The 18179-nt window shown below is 67.8% G+C and carries 12 protein-coding genes; 1 reads left to right on the forward strand and 11 read right to left on the reverse strand.

Annotated elements, in window-relative coordinates:
* Positions 1-34: 34 nt before the first annotated feature.
* From IB230_RS14775 to IB230_RS14815, 9 genes are all read right to left on the reverse strand, one after another.
* Positions 35-1123 carry a glycoside hydrolase family 43 protein gene (locus IB230_RS14775; RefSeq protein ID WP_225589525.1) on the reverse strand — a complete coding sequence of 363 codons (1089 nt, stop codon included), beginning with the start codon at positions 1121-1123 and terminating at the stop codon, positions 35-37.
* Positions 1048-2004: an alpha/beta hydrolase gene (locus IB230_RS14780; RefSeq protein ID WP_192273559.1), complete on the reverse strand. Its 957-nt coding sequence runs from the start codon at positions 2002-2004 to the stop codon at positions 1048-1050. The genes IB230_RS14775 and IB230_RS14780 overlap by 76 nt, the downstream gene beginning before the upstream one ends.
* Positions 2005-2041: 37 nt before the next feature.
* Positions 2042-2917, reverse strand: a complete 876-nt coding sequence (locus IB230_RS14785; protein WP_192273560.1) for an aldose epimerase — start codon at positions 2915-2917, stop codon at positions 2042-2044.
* Entirely contained in the window at positions 2907-3944 is a 1038-nt protein-coding gene (locus IB230_RS14790; protein ID WP_192273561.1) for a glycoside hydrolase family 43 protein, read from the reverse strand. The genes IB230_RS14785 and IB230_RS14790 overlap by 11 nt, the downstream gene beginning before the upstream one ends.
* A gap of 16 nt (positions 3945-3960) precedes the next feature.
* A complete protein-coding gene (locus IB230_RS14795) occupies positions 3961-5445 on the reverse strand; it encodes a glycoside-pentoside-hexuronide (GPH):cation symporter (RefSeq protein ID WP_192273562.1) in 1485 nt (494 codons plus the stop codon).
* Between the two features lie 63 nt (positions 5446-5508).
* Positions 5509-8151: a glycoside hydrolase family 3 protein gene (locus IB230_RS14800; protein ID WP_192273949.1), complete on the reverse strand. Its 2643-nt coding sequence runs from the start codon at positions 8149-8151 to the stop codon at positions 5509-5511.
* Between the two features lie 56 nt (positions 8152-8207).
* A complete protein-coding gene (locus IB230_RS14805; protein WP_225589616.1) occupies positions 8208-9872 on the reverse strand; it encodes a glycoside hydrolase family 43 protein in 1665 nt (554 codons plus the stop codon).
* A 62-nt stretch (positions 9873-9934) separates the two neighbouring features.
* Positions 9935-11917 carry a sialate O-acetylesterase gene (locus tag IB230_RS14810; RefSeq protein WP_192273564.1) on the reverse strand — a complete coding sequence of 661 codons (1983 nt, stop codon included), beginning with the start codon at positions 11915-11917 and terminating at the stop codon, positions 9935-9937.
* A complete protein-coding gene (locus IB230_RS14815; RefSeq protein ID WP_192273565.1) occupies positions 11914-14097 on the reverse strand; it encodes an alpha-glucuronidase family glycosyl hydrolase in 2184 nt (727 codons plus the stop codon). Before IB230_RS14815 ends, IB230_RS14810 begins: the two co-directional genes overlap by 4 nt.
* Before the next feature lie 113 nt (positions 14098-14210).
* On the opposite strand from IB230_RS14815, the gene IB230_RS14820 reads away from it, so the two are divergent.
* On the forward strand, positions 14211-15272 hold the full coding sequence (locus tag IB230_RS14820; RefSeq protein ID WP_192273950.1) for a LacI family DNA-binding transcriptional regulator: 1062 nt from the start codon (positions 14211-14213) through the stop codon (positions 15270-15272).
* Positions 15273-15322: 50 nt separating this feature from the next.
* On the opposite strand, the gene IB230_RS14825 is transcribed toward IB230_RS14820, so the two are convergent.
* Positions 15323-16750: a sugar porter family MFS transporter gene (locus IB230_RS14825; protein ID WP_192273566.1), complete on the reverse strand. Its 1428-nt coding sequence runs from the start codon at positions 16748-16750 to the stop codon at positions 15323-15325.
* An 80-nt stretch (positions 16751-16830) separates the two neighbouring features.
* Complete coding sequence (gene xylA / locus IB230_RS14830; protein ID WP_192273567.1) at positions 16831-18165, reverse strand: xylose isomerase; 1335 nt, start codon at positions 18163-18165, stop codon at positions 16831-16833.
* Positions 18166-18179 lie beyond the last annotated feature (14 nt).

Here is an 18179-nt window from a genome sequence, read left to right on the forward strand (position 1 = left end):
CGGACATCCCCCCATTTGAAGGGGCATCCCGCTTTTACTCGAGGGGGGGAACAGATATGCCAGCATCAGTCTGCGCGACAGGCTTCAAACTTCCATCGACGTTGTAGCGGAGATGCTCAACGGTCACCGCGCGGCGGCCGATGGCGCCATTCTGGTCGCCGATGGCGAGGGCGGCGTTGTGCAGGAATAGATACCAGGCGCCCTTGAACTCGACGATGCCGGGATGGATGGTGAAACTGTATTTTCCCGAACCCGTCAGTTCGCCGCGATACGTCCATGGGCCCTCTAGGGAGGGCGCAGTTGCATACGATACCTTCTCATCGCGGTGGCTGGCGCGGTCGAGCGACGCGTAGGTGAGGTAGTAGATATCCCCACGTTTGTGCAGCCACGGCCCTTCCTCGAAATGCGGCGGCGTGATTTCGGTGATCGGCCCGTCGATCTCGATCATGTTGGGCTTGAGCCGGGCGATATAGCACTGGCGATTGCCCCACGCGATCCACGTGGTGCCATCGTCGTCGGTGAATACCGTGGGGTCGATGTCCTCCCAGCTGTGCGTGCCCTTGGGTGTCATCGCGTTGGTGATGAGGGCCGACCCCTTGGCATCACGGAACGGGCCGGTCGGGCTGTCCGCTACGGCGACGGCGATCGCCTTGCCGGGCTGCGTGCTGTTGTGCTCCACGGCGGCATAGAACCAGAACCGGCCGTCCTTCTCGATCGCCTGCGAGGCCCAGGCATCGGCTTTCGCCCAGGCGAAGTCGGCGACCTTCATGATCGGGCCGTGGTCGACCCAGGTCGCCATGTCGGTGGTCGAATACACCAGCCACTCGCGCATGTTGAACATCTCGTCGCGCTGCGCCTGGTCGTGCCCCACGTACAGATACAGCCGGTCACCCACCACCAGCGGCGCCGGATCGGCGGTGAACTTGTCGCGGATCAGCGGGTTCGACCGCGGTGCGGGGGGCGACGGTTCCTGTGCTTTCACCTCGCGTGCCCATGGCAGCGTGAGCAGGGCGGCAAAGCATGCGGCGAACACGACGCGGTACGGTGTCATGGTGCCTGCTCCTTCGTGGGGGTGCGGTTCCCCTTCCCGCTCTGTTCCAGCCAGCCGTGCATCTTCATCCATGCAACGAAGGCATCGAACCAGCCCGTGCTCGTGGTCGGCTTGGCGTACATGCCGAAACCGTGCCCGCCCTGCTCGTACAGATGGAATTCGACAGGCCGGCGCGCCGCACGCCAGCGTTCGATCAAGCCGAATCCGCCATCGGCGAACAGGCCATCGTCGGCGGCGATCGCGACGAACAGCGGTGGCGCGTCGGCCGGCACATCGAGCCGCGCCAAGGGTCCATAGATATTCCCGACGAAGGCCGGCCTGGCGTCTTCGCCGGCGAGCACGGTGGCCAGCGTCAACATGGCCCCCGCAGAGAAGCCGACCATGCCAATGCGCTGCGGGTCCACGCCCCATTCCGTCGCGCGGCGGCGCACCAGCGCGAACGCGGCGCGCGCATCGGCGATCTGCGGGCCAAGCTGCGCGACCGAGGCAGCCGGATCAAGACGATGCGCGGGGACCGGGACGGAAAGCATTCCGCGCATGGAGCGGGCGAAATCGTCCAGGTCGGCAGGCGTCGGTTCCAACCGGTACTTCAGCACAAAGGCGGCCACGCCGCGGTCGGCCAGCGCACGCGCCACATCCCAGCCCTCGTTCTGCATCGAGAGCGAACGGAAGCCTCCGCCGGGTGCGACGATCACGGCCGTGCCAGTGGCCTTGGCCGGATCCGGCAGGAATGGGGTCAGCGTGGCCACGCTGACGTTGCGTGCGAACACGCTCCCGTACTGGCGATGCCAGGCTTCGGCTGGCGATGCCGTCGGCACGGACCCGCTGTGCAGCACGATCGCCGTCGGCTGATCCGGCGTGGCGATGGCGGTCATCGCATCGTCCTGCGCGTGGACCGGTGCAACACACATCACCGACAGGGCCACCAGGGCGATGCGTTGAAGGGAAGTCATGCGGGTGCGACCGGGGCGCATCGTGCTTCTCCAGCAATCAGGAAACAGCGTGGTCGTCTTCCTGCGACTCGTCGTCCGAGGACCATGCCAATTCGAAGGCGAGGCGGAGGCGCTGCCCCGGCTGCAACACGCGCGGCGCAAGCGTGAACGCGTCGGGTGGACCGGTCTGCGGTTCGACGCAGGTCGCATGGGCAGCGGCGTCGTACACCACCCAATGATCGGTATCGGCCTGCAAGCGGACACGCTGACCAGCGCGTGCGAGTGCGATCTCGCCCCCCGCGACGAAACAGTCGTCCCAGGGACCGGGCACCGGCGACACGCGCGGCAGCGTGGCGATGCCTTCCGCATCCCGCGGATACATCGCCGCGGGCGAGAAGGTCAGGCAGTCGGGCTTGCGGAACCACGGATGCCAGCCCAGCACCACCGGCATCGCGCGGTCGCCGGCCTGCACGTCCAGCTCGAGCTGCAGGCGATCTTCCAGCAGCCGCACCGATTGCGTCGTGGTGCCACCGAACGGCCAGTAGTCGTCGTGCGGAAGCGCCAGCGAGAGGGCGGCGCTGTCGGCCTCCAGCGCGTCGATCCGCCAGGGCCGCGAGAAGCCGATGCCATGGATGGCGTGCCCACCGAAGTTCACCGGCAAGGCATACGCACGCCCCTCCAGACCGAAACGTCCGCCGCGCACGCGTCCTGCCCAGGGCACCATCGGATAGCAGCCCCAGGCGATGGTGGCGGGAGGGACGTCGTCGGGCCCCACCAGCCAGTCCATGTCGTCGTAACGGATCTGTGCGATGCGCCCACCGGCCTCCGGCGCCAGCGCGACCTCCAGCCGTCCCGCACGCAACCAGTGAAGCGCGCCAGCGGGCATCGGCGCCAGCGCATCGTTCCAGGCGGCGCGAAGCGCATCAGCCGCCATAGGGATCGATCGTACGGATGCGTCCGTCCGCCTCATGGTGCAGCACCGTGCACTTGATGGTGCGCAGATGCGTGACGCCGCCGGAATGCAGGGCATCGTGGTAGAAGAGATACCACTGACCGTCGAACGCGCAGATCGAATGATGGGTGGTCCAGCCGACCACCGGCTTCAGGATCACGCCGCCATACGTGAACGGTCCGTAAGGACTGTCGCTCACCGCATAGCACAGCAGGTGCGTGTTGCCGGTGGAATAGGACAGGTAATAGCGGCCAGCGTACTTGTGCAGCCACGGCCCCTCGAAGAACCGTCGCGCATGGTCGTCGGCGCGGAGCGGCTGCCCCTGCTCGTCGAAGATCACCACTTCGCGCGCAGGTTCGGCCAGCGTGGTCATGCCGGCATCCAGCCGCGCCACGCGCGGGCCGAGCGCGGGGGCGTCGCCGGTCGGTTCCTCGTGCGAGGCGTGGTAGCGGTTGTCGCGATACTTCTGCAACTGCCCGCCCCAGATGCCGCCGAAGTACAGGTAGTGCTCGCCGTCGTCGTCTCCGAACACGGCCGGATCGATCGAATAAGCGCCGGCGATCGGCTCGGGCTCGGCCGTGAACGGACCTTCCGGACGGTCGCCGACGGCCACACCGATGCGGAACAGTCCGCCGCCGTCCTTGGCGGGGAAATACAGGTAATAGCGGCCGTCGCGCGAGGCCGCGTCCGGCGCCCACATCTGGCGGTCGGCCCACGGCACGTCGCGCACGTGCAGCGCCATGCCGCAGTCGGTGGCCTCGCCGTCGGGCGTGTCCATCCGCAGCACGTGGTAGTCCTCCATGCCGAAATGCCCGCCGTCATCGTCGAACGGCGTGCCGGCATCGATGTCGTGCGAGGGATAGATGTAGAGCCGCCCTTCGAACACGTGCGCGGAGGGATCGGCGGTGTAGATGTGGGTCACCAGCGGCTTGGAGATGGCGCGCGCAGCAAGGTGATCCAGGTGGGCGTCCTGGGAGGACGCGTCGTCGTGGATGAGCGGGTCGGTCATGAAGGGGCGTCCGGAATCACGCTGCCGCGCCGGAGGTGCGGCGGCGCTGGTCGAGTTCGTGTTCGATGCGCGTTTCCATGCGCTTGTCGATTTCGTAGATGAAAAGCAGGGCCACGGCCACCAGGAACGGGATGGAGCAATAGAGGCTCACCGTCATGCGGATGCCGTCGACGACGGCCGCCGGCTGCTGATCGGCGCCGGCCTGGTAGCCGTAATGCGCCAGGATGCCGGCGACCAGTGCGCCGCCGACGCTCAGGCCGATCTTCAGGCCGCACAGCATGGCGGAGAAAATGATGGCGGTGGCACGGCGGTTGTTCTTCCATTCCGAGTAATCCGCCACGTCGGCGATCATCGCCCACAGCAGGGGGATGGTGATGCCGTAGCAGAACCCGTGCAGCATGAAGGCGCCGAACACCATCGGCACCGCGGTCGGCGGGAACACGTAGAACGCCAGCAGGAACAGCGTGGAGACGAACAGCGCGCCGCCGAACACATCGCGCTTGCCGAAACGGTCCGCCAGCCGGCGCGACACGCCGATCCCGAGGATCATGCAGACGATGCCGCTGCCGTTGAACAGGCTGAAGGCCGAGGTGGCCGGATCCTCCGGCCACTGGAACCCCGCCAGGCCTGCGCCGGTCAGCGCGGCGTTAAGGCCGGCGATGAACGCGTTGAATCCCGACGCCTGCAGGAACGACGCCAGCGCCGCCTCGCTCATGTAGTACTGGAAATAGTAGATGTACGTACCGCCCTTCAGGGCGAGGTTCACGAAAACCAGCACCGTCAACACCAGCATCACCTGCCAGGGCCGGTTGCGCATCAGGTCGGCGAGGTCCTGCAGGACGCCGGAGGACTGCTCCTTCGTAGGCACCACGCGCTCGCGCGTCATCAGGAAGGTGATGAGGAAGAACACCGTGCCGACGATCGCAAACACCGTCATGACCCGTTCGAAACCCACGACGCGGTCGCCATCGCCCAGGATGAGCACCAGCGGCATCAGCAGCACCTGGATGATGAACTGCGCGATCATCACCGCGACGAACCGGTACGCCGACAGGCTGTTGCGCTGGGCCATGCTGCCGGTGAGCACGCCGCTCAGCGCGGAGTACGGCAGGTTGTTGGCCGCGTACACCAGCACCAGCAGGCTGTAGGTCGCCAGCGCGTAGGCGATCTTGCCGCGTTCACCGAAGTCCGGCGTGCTGAACGCCAGCAGCGACAGCACGCCGAACGGAATCGCCGTCCACAGGATCCACGGCCGGAACTTGCCCCAGCGCGTCGCGGTGCGATCGGCCACGATGCCGATCAACGGCGTGAAGACGAACGCCCCCAGCAGCCCCACCACGAAGATGATCGTCGCCGCCGTCGCCGGCGGCAGTCGGTAAACGTCCGTGTAGAAGAACGCCAGGTAGGTGATCAGCGTCTGGAAGATCAGGTTCGCGGCGAGGTCGCCCAGGCTGTAGCCCAGCTTTTCGCGGATCGAGAGGCGGTGGTCAGCGCTGGCCATGCGGCGGTGTTCCCGGGGTTGGAGAAGATGACGGATCAAGCTTACGGAGGTGCCGGGACTCACTCACGGCGCTTCCACCTCGAAGGTGGCGCGGGCACGCACGTCGGCGCTCGAAGCCCCGACGCGCAGTTCGTAACGCCCGGGCTTCACCCCATAGCCACCGGATGCCTCGTCATAGCGGCGAAGGGCGCTGGCCGGCGCAAGGTCGAACGACAGGGTGCGCCGTTCGCCGGGCGCGAGATGAACGCGCTGGAAGCCACGCAAGTCCTGCTGCGCATCGCCTGCGTCGGCCTGCAATGGACGCACGTAGAGCTGCACCACCTCCTCGCCCGCACGCCGGCCGGTGTTGGCCACTTCCACCTCGACGCGCAGGCGGCCGTTGGCGGCAACCTTGCGCGTATCGGCGCGCAATCCGCGATAGTCGAAGCGCGTATACGAAAGACCATGCCCGAACGGATACAGCGGCGTGCCGTGGAAGTACCGGTAGGTACGGCCTTCCATCGTGTAGTCGTCGAAGGCCGGCATCGCCTGATCGGCCTTGTAGAACGTCACCGGCAGGCGGCCGGCCGGGTTGGTGTCGCCGAACAAGGCTTCACCCACCGCCGTGCCACCGCGCTGCCCTGGGTACCAGCTCATCAGGATGGCGGGCAGGTTCGCATCGGCCCAGTCCACCGCCAGCGCGGAGCCGCCGGTCAACACCAGCACCACCGGCTTGCCGGTGGCGTGCAGCGCTTCGAGCAGGGCGCGCTGCGTGGCGGGCAGGCGCAGGTCGGTGCGGTCGCCACCGGCAAAACCCGGGTAGTTGACCGTCATCTCCTCGCCTTCGACATCGCCGGTCAGGCCGCCGACGAAAACCACTGCATCGGCGTTGCGCGCGATCTCCAGCGCTTCCTCGAACGGTGGCTTCGCACCGGGCATGCGCCAGGCCAGACGGACCGCCGCATCGCGCTGGGCATCGTAGTACTCCAGGCGCAGGTCGTAGGCGCGCCCGGCCTGCAGGTCGAGCTCCACGCCATCGCTGCGCAGGCGGTCGCTGCCGGTCCAGTGGTCGAGCACGCGCTTGCCGTCCACGTACAGGCGGAAGCCATCGTCCGCGGCCGCTTCGATCCGGTAGCGGCCGGAGACGGGCGGCAGCAGCTGTCCGCTCCAGCGGATGCTGAAGCCGTCATTCGGCACGCCTTGTCCGGGCCCTGCCTCGCCGCGCGCCTGCAGGTTGTCGGTCGGCGAACCGCGGTCCCAGCGGAACCCGATCTGCGCATCGGTGCGTACCAGCGCGGGCGATCCGGACAGATCCTGCGTGCGGAAGTACTCGCCGCGCAGGCCGCGCTCGGGCGAGTCGGCCGACGGCCGCAGGTAGGCGGCTTCGATCAGCGGCGTCGCCGCGGGATCGTCGCGGCCTTCCACCAGGTCCACGCCGCGGGCGTAAGCGACCTCGACGCCCTTGGCGGCATCGCGGATGCCCTGGAGGATGGTCAACGGTGCCGCCGGCGTGCCGTAGTAATTGCCCAGCAGCGCCATGGTGTCGTCGGCGGTGGGACCGATCACCGCGATGCGCTTCAGCTCGCGCGATAGCGGCAGGAGGCCGTCGTTCTTCAGCAGCACCAGCGACGAACGCGCGGCCTTCAGTGCCAGCGCATCGTGCGCCGGCGCCTGGTTGACCGTGTACGGAATGCGCGCCCAGCGCACGCGCTCGGGCGGATCGAACATGCCCAGCCGCATGCGTGCGGCGAACAGGCGGGTGACGGCATCGTCGATCTCGGCTTCGCTGATCAGGCCCTGGCGCACGGCCGCAGGCAGCGTGGAATACTCCTCGCCGCATTCCAGTTCGGTGCCGTTCTTCACCGCCAGCGCGGCCGCCTCTTCACGGGTGGCGACGATCTTGTGGTTCTTCCAGATGTCGACGATGGCCCAGCAGTCGGAAACCACGTAGCCCTTGAAGCCCCAATCGCGACGCAGCACGTCGCGCAGCAGGAACTTGCTGGCACTGGCCGATTCGCCGTACACGCGGTTGTAGGCACCCATCACCGCGTCCACGTCGCCTTCCTTCACCAGCGCCTCGAATGCGGGCAGGTAGGTGTCGTACAGGTCGCGCTTGCTTGGCTTCGCATCGAAGTGGTGGCGGTCGGCTTCGGGGCCGCTGTGCACGGCCAAGTGCTTGGCGGTGGCATCCAGCTTGCGGTACACCGGGTCGTCGCCCTGCAGGCCGCGCACGAAGGCCACGCCCATGCGGGCTGTGAGGTACGGATCCTCGCCATAGGTTTCCTGGCCGCGGCCCCAGCGCGGATCGCGGAAGATGTTGATGTTCGGCGACCAGAACGTCAGGCCCTGGTAGCGGCCGTGCTGGCCATCGCGGACGAACTGATGGTGCTTGGCGCGCGCCTCGTCGCTGATCGTGGTGGCCACCTCGCCCATCAACGGCACATCGAAGGTCGCCGCCAGGCCGATCGCCTGCGGGAACACCGTCGCCTGCCCCGCGCGGGCCACGCCGTGCAGCGCCTCGTTCCACCAGTCATAGGCCGGCACGCCCAGCCGCGCGATGGCAGGGGCGGCGCTCTGCATCTGCGCCGCCTTCTCCTCCAGCGTCATCTCCGCGACGAGCGAAGCGGCGCGCGCCTCGAAGCTGCGCGACGTGTCGAGCCACGGCTTCTCATCGGCCGCGTGCGCGACGGTGGCGATTGCCGAGAGCGCCAGGGCGCCGGCCAGCATGCGCACGCTCGGAACCCAACGACGGTTGATCGAAACGGAAGGCATCGGGATCTTCATCACTCGCTCCTGGAACTACGTTCATCGCGCGCGAAGGGGCCGAGCAGCGCACCGACGAAACCGCCCGCACGATCGGTGCTCAGCACGGTGCCATCGACCTTGCTGGCCACGCTCTGCCAGCCGCGGCCGTCGCCGACGTCGATGGAGAATCCATACTCCCCCTCGTCGCCATCGACCTTCAGACGCAGCGTGTCGGCGGCAGCGAGCTCGCGCGTGGCCAGCGTCCGCGTGGATCCGCTGCCGTCGCGGGCTTCGAGGAAGACCGCCATCCGGCCATCATCGATGCGCCGCACGCCGAGGAAGTACCAGTAGGCTTCGCTCTGAAACGCAGCCAATCCCGCCGCCACGCCGGACGCAGGCAGGGTCATCGACGTGCTGGCTTCGAAGCGCAGATGCTGCTGGCGGCGGCCGAGGAACGCCGGGTTGCGCAAGGTCTCCAGGCCTTCGGCGAGCGGATGCACCGCCAGCGCCCCGGGCCGCGTGGCCAGGTCGGCCCATGCAGTCTTGGGCACACGCACGCGCAGCCATTCCAACGCCAGCGCCGCTCCGTCGAACTCGTCGCGATGCACGAAGTTGCCGGTGGACGGTGCCTGTGCGGCCTCGCCACGCATCCACGATGGCGCCTTCACGACGTAGGGGATGGTCTTTCCCGCCGGCAGGATCTCGGGCCAGCCGTCGCGCCACTGCACCGGCAGCAGGTAGGTTTCGCGCCCGGTGTTGTAATGCCGCAGCTGGTAGTTGCGGCTGGCGAGGAACACCGCCCACCACGTGCCGTCCGGCCCCTCCACCAGGTCGGCGTGGCCGGCATTGGTGATCGGCAGCGGCCGGTCCGCCGGCAGGTCGCGCTGGGTCAGGATGGGATTGCCCGCGTATGGCACGTACGGACCCCAGACCTCGCGGCTGCGCAACACCACCTGCGAATGCTGGGGCCCGGTGCCGCCCTCCGCATCGGAGAGGTAGTACCAACCCTCGCGCTTGTAGATGTGCGGGCCTTCGATCCAGATCGGGTTCTTCTCCGGTTCCACGCCGCCGTCGATCAGCACCTTGCGCGGACCGACCGGCTGGAAGCGGGCCAGGTCGATCTCCTGCATCCAGATGGCGCGGTGGCCGTCGTAGCGGGCCGGTCCCGGCGGCTCGTCGTTGTTGAGCAGGTAGACCTTGCCGTCGTCGTCGAAGAACAGCGAAGGATCGATGCCGCCGATGGTCGGCAGCCAGTGCGGATCGGACCACGGCCCGGCCGGATCGCGGGCCGTGCTGATGAAGTTGCCGCCACTGTCGGTCGCGGTGGTCACCAGGTAGAAGGTGCCATCGTGGAACTCGATGGTCGGCGCGAAGATGCCGCGCGATACGCTCAGGCCGTCGAAGTCCAGTTGCGTGGGCCGGTCGATGACGTTGCCGATCTGCTTCCAGTGCACCAGGTCCGTGCTTTCGAACACGGGAATGCCCGGGAAATAGGTGAAGCTGGAGTTGACCAGATAGAACTTGCCGTTCGCCGCGACGATGCTGGGGTCGGCGTGGAAGCCGGCGAGCACCGGGTTGCGGTAATGCCCGGCGGGCAGCGGCGTCTCGAAGGCGGCATCGCGACCGCTGTATTGGAACCAGTCGAAATAGACCGGCGGCGCGGCGGGCGCGGCGGCGGCCGGCAGCAGCGCGGCCGCCAGCATAGTGCCCGCGATGCCGGCGAGCGCTTTGCGGCGACAGGCATGGAGACGTTGCAGCAACGGATTCATCGGGGCACCTCGGCAGGGGTGAGAAGGAGTTCGAAGGGACCGGCGGGCAGTCCCGCGGTATCGCGCAGCGTGCACACCGGGCCATCAGCCCAGCAGTAGCGCACCCGGTCGGCGCGACCGTCGTGGTCGCCACGCAGGACGACGGCGTGTCCATCGATGACGGCATCGGCATACATGCAGTGACGCTCGGTGTCGCAAAGTTCGAAGCCGATCGGACCGTTCGCTCCGGTGGTCACCAGCGCGCCGGTGACGTCGTCGAAGACGACCTTCACGCCCTCCGACGCGCGCGATGCGGTACGCGCGACCGGGCCGGACGGCGACAATGTCCGCTCGCCATAGACGACATGGCGCGCGGCACGCGCCAGGCGGCGGCCGAGTTCCTGTTTGTTGGGCGGATGGATGTCGTAGGCATCGCCGATGTCGATGGCGACCACGAGACCGGAGCGCGCATCTTCCCCTACCACGCGCCGCTGGGCCTCGCGCAGCGTCGCCCAGCCGCTTTCGACAGGGGCCGTGGGCGGCATGCCATAGCCCGCCAACTGGACCACCAGCATCGGCAGATCGCGTCCGAAGCGCTCGCGCCAGTCGCTGCGCAACGCGCGCAGGCGCGCGACATAGGCCTCGCCCTCACCCGTGTTGGATTCGCCCTGGTACCACAGCATGCCGCGCAGGCCATAGCGGCCCAGCGGCGCGATCATGCCGTTGTAGAGCGTCGACAGACCGGTGGCTGCCTGCCAGGGCGCGCGGGGCGGTTCGCCGGCGTCGCGCGCAGGACGGTACTGCCATGCAGCGTCCAGCATCACGCGTGTTCCGTCGTCGAAACGCAGCGCCTGTGCGTCGACGGGCCCGGCCAGGCCACCATCGCGATAGGTATCGATTACGTTGACCACCACAGTGTTGGCGCCGGCCTTGAGCAGTCCGGCCGGCAGCGCGTAGCGCCGCCCTTCGCCCGCACCGTATCCGCTGCCCACGACCGTCCCGTTCACCCAGGTCATGTCCATCTCGTCGGCCGCGCCGAGCTCCAGCGTGGCGGCGCGCACGGCCTGCGCCGCCGTCAGCGTCACCTCGGTGCGGTACCACATCATGCCGTTGTAGTCGGCCAGGTCCGGTACGCCCCAACGCTCCCACGCGCCCAGCGCGGGTGGCGCTGCGCGCCACCCGGCGCCAGGCGCATCGGCGCGCCACGGCCTGTCGTCAGGGACGGCGCCGGGGCGGCGCGCCCACCACTGCTCCCAATGGCGTCCCCAGCGCGCGACGGATGCTGACGTATCGGTGGCGTGGAGCGACAGCACGTCGAGGGCTTCATCCAGGTCGCCGCCGGACCGCAGCGCGGCGGCGCTCGTCCACGCCTCGATGCGTGAACCACCCCACGCCGCCTGGATCAGTCCCATCGGCACGTCCACGGTCTTGCGCAGTTCGCGCGCGAAGTACAGGCACGCCGCCGAGAAATCGCGCGCGCTATCGGGCGAGGCAGTCTGCCAGCGCACCTCCCCGGCGAAGCGCGGTTGCGGTGTCACCGCGCTGGCTTGCGGAACGACGAACAGGCGGATGGCCGGATCCGCGGCGGAGGCGATCTCGTTGCTGGCATCGAGCGCACGCCAGACGGGCAGTTCCATGTTGGACTGTCCGGAGCACAGCCACACGTCGCCCACCTGTACATCCTGCACCACCTGGGTGGCGTGGCCGGCCTCCACCACCAGCGTATGCGGACCACCGGCGGGCCTCGCAGGCAGGACGATCTCCCACCGCCCATCCGTACCGGCGCGCGCGTTGGCGGTCTTGTCTGCGAACGTCACCGACACAGGGCTGCCCGGCAGCGCCTGACCCCATAGCCGAATGGGCGCGCCGCGCTGCAACACCGCGTGGTCCTGGAACAACGGATGCAGCAGGGGTGCCTGCGTGGCTTCCTGCGCCTGCGCCCTGCCTGCGACGAGCAGCCACAGCGCAACGCCCGCCCAACGCGTGATCGGTGTTCTCATCGACCGTCCCCCGGCGCGTACGGAAACTGCAGCGATTGGTAGTACGCCAGCGGATGTGGCGGCGGTGCTTCGCCCGCCGGCAGCGGCAGGCCGTTGATCGACTGGAAGTACGCCACGCTCGCATCGCGCCACCAATGCGCCTCGTCGCGCTGGATGCGCAGAAACGCCGCGACGTGTGCGTGGCGTGGTGCGTCGATCTTCCCGCGCAGTCCTTCCCACGTCGCCTGCATGCGCTCCACGTAGGCCACGCCACGGGTGTAACGGTGCACCAGTTCGCCCCACAGCGGACGGCCGGAATGCAGGCGGTGTTGCCACGGCACGTGGTGGAACCAGAGCAGCAACGTGTCCGGCACCTGTGCGAGGTCATCGAGCGTGCGGGCTACCGCGGGCGCGTATTGGGACACCGCATCGCTGCCGCGCGTGCCGCGGTCGAAGCCGATGCCATCGCGGTCGGCCCGGTGGTAGTAGACCGAGGTCCAGTCCGCGCGGGGTCCGCCGACGACCCAGGGCCCGGGCCCGTAGTGGTGGCCGCGCGCCATCAGGTGATGCAATCCGAGGGGTGTCATGTAGTCCACCGCGGCCTCGCGCGAGCCCATCATCATCGCGACGATGGGCGCCACCACGTCGGGCGCAGGGGAGAACGTCATCGCCACCCAGTCGACGGCGATGTCGCGAGCGGACTGGTTCGGGTTCCAGGCCAGGCGGCCGAACGCGTACCAGTTGGCCTGATCGAAATGGGAGCCGCTCCACGTGCGGTCGTCGCCGATGTTCGCCACGCCGGCGATGCCGCTGAGCGCGTGGGATTCCAGCGAGCCGTCGACTACGCGCGCCACCGTGGAGCCGGGGCCGCGCGCGTGCGTGTCCGCGCGCAGGACCTCTTCGTACAGCGGCCCGAGGTAGACCAGATGGGTCGCGAAACCCAGGTACTCCTTCGTGATCTGGAACTCCATCATCAGCGGCGTGCGCGGCATCGCGCCGAACAGCGGATGGAAGGGCTCGCGCGGCTGGAAGTCGATCGGTCCATTCTTGACCTGGACTACGACGTTGTCGCGGAAGGCGCCATCCAGCCCCACGAACTCGTTGTAGGCCTGCTTGGCCCGGTCCTCCGGCACGTCGTGCGCATACACGAAGGCCCGCCACATCACCACGCCACCGTGAGGCGCCAATGCGTCGGCAAGCAGGTTCGCGCCGTCGGCGTGCGTGCGGCCGTAGTCCTGAGGACCGGGTTGTCCCTCCGAGTTCGCCTTCACCAGGAAGCCGCCGAAATCCGGGATCAGCGCGTAGATCTCTTCGGCCTTGGTGCGCCACCACTGCCTGACGTCGGGATTCAGCGGATCCGCGGTGTCCAGTCCGCCCAGTTCCATCGGCGCGCTGAAGCGCGCGCTCAGGTAGACGCGGATTCCGTACGGCCGGAAGACGTCCGCCAGCGCCGCCGCCTTGCGCAGGTACGCGGGCGAGAGGCTGAGCGCGTCGGCGTTGACGTTGTTCAGGACGGTGCCGTTGATGCCGATGGAAGCATTCGCGCGCGCGTAATCCGTATACCGGGGATCCTCCCAGCCCGGCAGCGTATGCCAGTCCCACAGCGACGCGCCTGCGTATCCGCGCTCGACGTAGCCGTCCAGGTTGTCCCAGTGATTGAGCAACCTCAGCTTGACGCGCGGCACCTCACTGACGTCGAGTCCATCGAGCGAGGCGCCGGCCTGCACCAGGCGCAGCAGGTGGAACACGCCGTACAGCACGCCGATGTCGCGACGGGCGGCGACTACCAGCGCGTCCCGCCCATCAAGGCGCGTCCGACGGAGGAGATAGCCCTCGTCGCCCAAGCCCTCGAGCTCGTGCACTAGCGGCGCAAGCCACGGCGCTGACGTCGGCGTACCGAGAACCAATGCCGCATCACCGGCAGGCGAAGCGCGAAACCTCGGCTCGCTTCCTAGCAGACCTGCCACGCCCCGCCGCAGTTCTTCACGGGCAACGCGTTGGGTGGGCGTGCGGTCGGGTGCGACGACATTGCCCAGCGCCGAACGATAACCCTCGACCTTCGAAGGGCCGACCGGCGCATAGCGCAACCAGAGGTCGTGTCCGTCCTCAGCCCTGGCCGGGGAGATACAGCAGAGCAGCGCCAGGATGCCTGCCAGGAACACCCGCCCAACGTCGCCTCGACGCCGGGTTAGCGTTAACATCGTCTCGCCCGGCCGACACGGGGCCCCAAGGAGTCGCATCACCAGCCCTCGTCCCCGTGTCGCGTCGGATGGCCGCCTTGCGGTGTCGCCACAGAGGACGAAGAGAACGCGTGTTGGACAAGCCAAGAAAATCGCTTCGACGCAAGACCAGTGGCGTGACGATCGATGAGGTAGCTGCTCTGGCCGGTGTGTCGCCCATGACGGTTTCGCGGGTGATCAACAACCAGGGCAAGGTCCGCGATGTCACCCGTGAACGGGTCATGCGCGCGGTACGCGAGCTGGACTACACCCCTAATCTGGCGGCCAGTTCGCTGGCGGCGGCGCAGCACACGCGCATTGCCCTGATTTACACGAATCCGAGCGGCGCGTACTTGCGTGAGCTGCTGGTGGGACTGCTGCGGGTGGCCTCGCGTACCGCGGTGCAGTTGGTCATTGACTACTGGGAAGACCTGGATGCCGAGGCCGAGCGAAAAGCCGCACGCGCCCTCGGCAGTCGGGTGGACGGTGTGATCCTGCCGCCCCCCCTGTGCGAATCCCGGGCGGCGGTGACCGAACTGATCAAGGCCGGCATCCCGGTGGTCGCCATCGCATCCGGGCGATTCAGTGACGATATCTCCTGCGTCCGTATCGACGACTTTCGCGCTGGCAAAGAAATGGCCGAGCACCTTATCCAGCAAGGCCATACCCGGATCGGATTCATCCGCGGCCGTAAGGATCTCAGCGCCAGCGCCCGACGCTACGACGGCTTCGTCACCGCACTGCATGAAGCCGGCCTTCGCGCGGAGAGCGAACTCGTGCAGCAGGGCGACTACACCTACCGCTCCGGACTGGAGGCCGCGGAGAAGCTGCTGGCGCTGCGCAAGCCGCCCACCGCGATCTTTGCGAGCAACGACGACATGGGCGCGGCCGCGATCTCGGTCGCGCATCGCCGGGGACTCGACGTGCCGCGCGATCTGTCGGTGGTCGGCTTCGACGACACCTCGGCCGCGACCACCGTGTGGCCCGAACTGACCACCATCCACCAGCCCATCGCATCGATGGCCGACGCCGCCATCGACATCCTGCTGCGCGGCATCCGCCGCAAGACCGACGGCACGCGCGTGCTGATGGACCATGTGGTCCCGCACCGGCTGGTCATCCGCGACTCCGTGGCCACCCCGTCCAAACGGCGCTAGCGCCGCGTGCGGGTTCGCCATAAGGACGGGGCGGGTGCCGGTCATCGCGCTCACCCTTCCATCTGCTCCAGTTCCTTGCCGCGCGTCTCGTGGACGAACCTCAGCACGAAGAAGACCGAAATGATCGCGGCCAGCGTGTAGAAACCATAGGCGCCGGCCAGACCGATGCTGCCCAGCAGGATCGGGAAGGTCACCGTGATGGCGAAGTTCGATGTCCACTGCGCTGCGCCTGCCACGGCCAGCGCCGAGCCCCGGATCTGGTTCGGGAACATCTCGCCCAGCATCACCCACATCACTGGGCCCCACGACATGTTGAAGAAGATGACGTAGAGGTTCGCGGCCACCAGCGCCAGCGTGCCCATGCCTTCGGGCAGCTGCAGGTGGCCGTCGACCAGCGAACCGCTGGCGAACGCCCACACCACCAGCGCCAGCGATACCGCCATGCCGGCCGAGCCGATCCACAGCAGCGGTTTGCGGCCGATGCGATCGATCAGCAGCACCGTGACGAGGCATGCGCCAATGCTGAGTGCACCCGAGAGCACGTTGATCAACAGCGCATCGCTCTCGGAGAACCCGACCGCCTGCCACAGCACCGCGCCGTAGTAGAACACCACGTTGATGCCGACCAGCTGCTGGAACGTCGCCAGGCCGATGCCCACCCAGACGATGCGGCGGATCCTGCCGGTCGCCTTGTCCTTCAGGTCGGACAGTTGTGGGCGATGGTGATCCTGCGACAGCGATGCGTCGATCTCCGCGAGCTTGGCCTGGGCCTCGGCGCCGCCGAAAAGACGCTGGAGCACGCGCAGCGCTTCATCCTTGCGCCGCTTGACGACCAGGTAGCGCGGGCTTTCAGGGATGACCAGCAGCAGCACCAGGAACAGCAACGACGGGACGGCCTGCATCCAGAACATCCAGCGCCAGGCCGCGTATCCGCCCCATAACGCTTCCGTGGAAGCGCCTGCGGCCTTGGCCAGCAGGTAATTGCTCAGGAAAGCCGCGAACAAGCCACTGATGATGGCGATCTGCTGGACCGTGGCGAGGCGACCGCGATAGCGCGCCGGCGCGACCTCGGCGATGTAGGCCGGCGAGATCACGCTGGCGGCACCGACCGCGAATCCACCCAGCACGCGCGCAGCGATGAACAGCAGCGACGTATGGGCGGCGCCCGCACCGAGGGCGGACAACAGGAACAGTACCGCCGAGATGATCAGCACGGTGCGACGTCCCCACTGGTCGGCCAGGCGCCCGGCGATGAAGGCGCCGAGCGCGCATCCCAGCAGCATGGAAGCGACTTCGAAGCCGATGCCTGCGGAACTGGACTGGAAGGTCTGCTTCAGACCGTCGATCGTGCCGTTGATCACGCCGCTGTCGAAGCCGAACAGGAAGCCGCCGATGGTGGCCACGCAGCTGATCAGGATGATGAAACGGGTGTTCTCGCCACGGGCGATGCCGCCGCCTTCAAGCGTGGTGCTGTTCATTCGTTGCGCCCCTCCAGGCTCCGAATCGACCTGCTGCCTGCTCCCGCCCGCCATCGCGGGCGGAAGCCGTTCTCGCGCGCTCAGCGCAGCAGGTACTGGTTGAGCAGGTTCTCGTAACGCTCCTGCTTGCCGCTGACCTGTTTCGGCTCGCCGAGCCGCGTGGCCAGACCGGCCAGGCCGGCCAGGTCCAGCGCGCCGTTCTCGAAATCCTTGCCCTGGCCGCTGTCGAAGCTGGCGTAGCGCTCGCGGCGCCACTGTTCCCACGGCGAGTCGGTCAGCAGCGCGTGCGCGACTTCCAGGCCGCGCGCGAACGCGTCCATACCGCCGATGTGGGCGATGAACAGGTCTTCCAGGTCGGTGGATTCGCGACGCACCTTGGCATCGAAGTTCAGCCCCCCCTCCAGCCCGCCCTGCCGCAGCACCACCAGCATCGCGCCGACGGTGTCGTACAGGTCGGTGGGGAACTGGTCGGTATCCCAGCCGTTCTGCGCGTTGCCACGGTTGGCATCGATGCTGCCGAGCAGGCCGTGGTCGGAGGCGACCTGCAGGTCGTGCTCGAACGTGTGGCCGGAGAGCGTGGCGTGATTGGCTTCGATGTTGAGCTTGAAGTCCTTCTCCAGCCCGTGCTCCTTCAGGAAGCCGGCCACGGTGGCGCTGTCGAAATCGTACTGGTGCTTCATCGGCTCCATCGGCTTGGGCTCGATCAGGAAGTTGCCGGTCAGCCCGATGCTGCGGCCGTAGTCGCGCGCCATCGTCAGGAAGCGGGCGAAGTGCGCGACCTCGCGCTTCATGTCGGTGTTGACCAGCGAGGCGTAGCCTTCACGGCCGCCCCAGAACACGTAGTGCTCGCCGCCGAGTTCGACGGTGGCGTCCAGCGCGGCCTTCACCTGCACGGCCGCACGGGCGACGACGGCGAAATCGGGATTGGTCGACGCACCATTCATGTAGCGCGGATGCGAGAACAGGTTGGCCGTGCCCCACAGCAGCTTGATGCCGGTGGCGTCCTGGCGCGCCTTGGCCAGGCCGACCATGTGCGTGAGGTTCTTCTCGTACTGGCCGATGTCGTCGGCGTCCGGGGCCAGGTCGATGTCGTGGAAGCACCAGTACGACACGCCGAGCTTGGTGAAGAACTCGAATGCCGCGTCGACCTTAGCCTCGGCCGTGGCCATCGGCGCGCCGGCCTCCCACGGGAAGTGGCGGGTGCCCGGACCGAACGGATCGTGGCCGGCGTTGCAGAAGGTGTGCCAGTAGCAGACCGCGAAGCGCAGGTGCTCCTGCATGGTCTTGCCGCCGATCGTCTTCTGCGCGTCGTAGACCTTGAACGCCAACGGATTGTCCGAGCCGCGGCCCTCGAACGGGATGCGGCCGATGCCGGGGAAGTATTCCTTGGCGCCGATGAAGGGTTGCGTGCTCATGGTGCGGTGTTCCT

The sequence above is a fragment of the Pseudoxanthomonas sp. PXM01 genome (genome assembly GCF_014851815.1).
Lineage (GTDB): Bacteria > Pseudomonadota > Gammaproteobacteria > Xanthomonadales > Xanthomonadaceae > Pseudoxanthomonas_A.

Excerpts from the sequence above, each read along its gene's own strand:
- IB230_RS14795 (WP_192273562.1), bottom strand. The coding sequence starts at position 5,445 with ATGGCCAGCGCTGACCACCGCCTCTCGATCCGCGAAAAGCTGGGCTAC.
- xylA (WP_192273567.1), bottom strand. The coding sequence starts at position 18,165 with ATGAGCACGCAACCCTTCATCGGCGCCAAGGAATACTTCCCCGGCATC.
- IB230_RS14775 (WP_225589525.1), bottom strand. The coding sequence starts at position 1,123 with ATGGATGAAGATGCACGGCTGGCTGGAACAGAGCGGGAAGGGGAACCG.
- IB230_RS14790 (WP_192273561.1), bottom strand. The coding sequence starts at position 3,944 with ATGACCGACCCGCTCATCCACGACGACGCGTCCTCCCAGGACGCCCAC.
- IB230_RS14800 (WP_192273949.1), bottom strand. The coding sequence starts at position 8,151 with ATGCTGGCCGGCGCCCTGGCGCTCTCGGCAATCGCCACCGTCGCGCAC.
- IB230_RS14805 (WP_225589616.1), bottom strand. The coding sequence starts at position 9,872 with ATGCTGGCGGCCGCGCTGCTGCCGGCCGCCGCCGCGCCCGCCGCGCCG.
- IB230_RS14810 (WP_192273564.1), bottom strand. The coding sequence starts at position 11,917 with ATGAGAACACCGATCACGCGTTGGGCGGGCGTTGCGCTGTGGCTGCTC.
- IB230_RS14815 (WP_192273565.1), bottom strand. The coding sequence starts at position 14,097 with ATGTTAACGCTAACCCGGCGTCGAGGCGACGTTGGGCGGGTGTTCCTG.
- IB230_RS14825 (WP_192273566.1), bottom strand. The coding sequence starts at position 16,750 with ATGAACAGCACCACGCTTGAAGGCGGCGGCATCGCCCGTGGCGAGAAC.
- IB230_RS14780 (WP_192273559.1), bottom strand. The coding sequence starts at position 2,004 with ATGACTTCCCTTCAACGCATCGCCCTGGTGGCCCTGTCGGTGATGTGT.
- IB230_RS14785 (WP_192273560.1), bottom strand. The coding sequence starts at position 2,917 with ATGGCGGCTGATGCGCTTCGCGCCGCCTGGAACGATGCGCTGGCGCCG.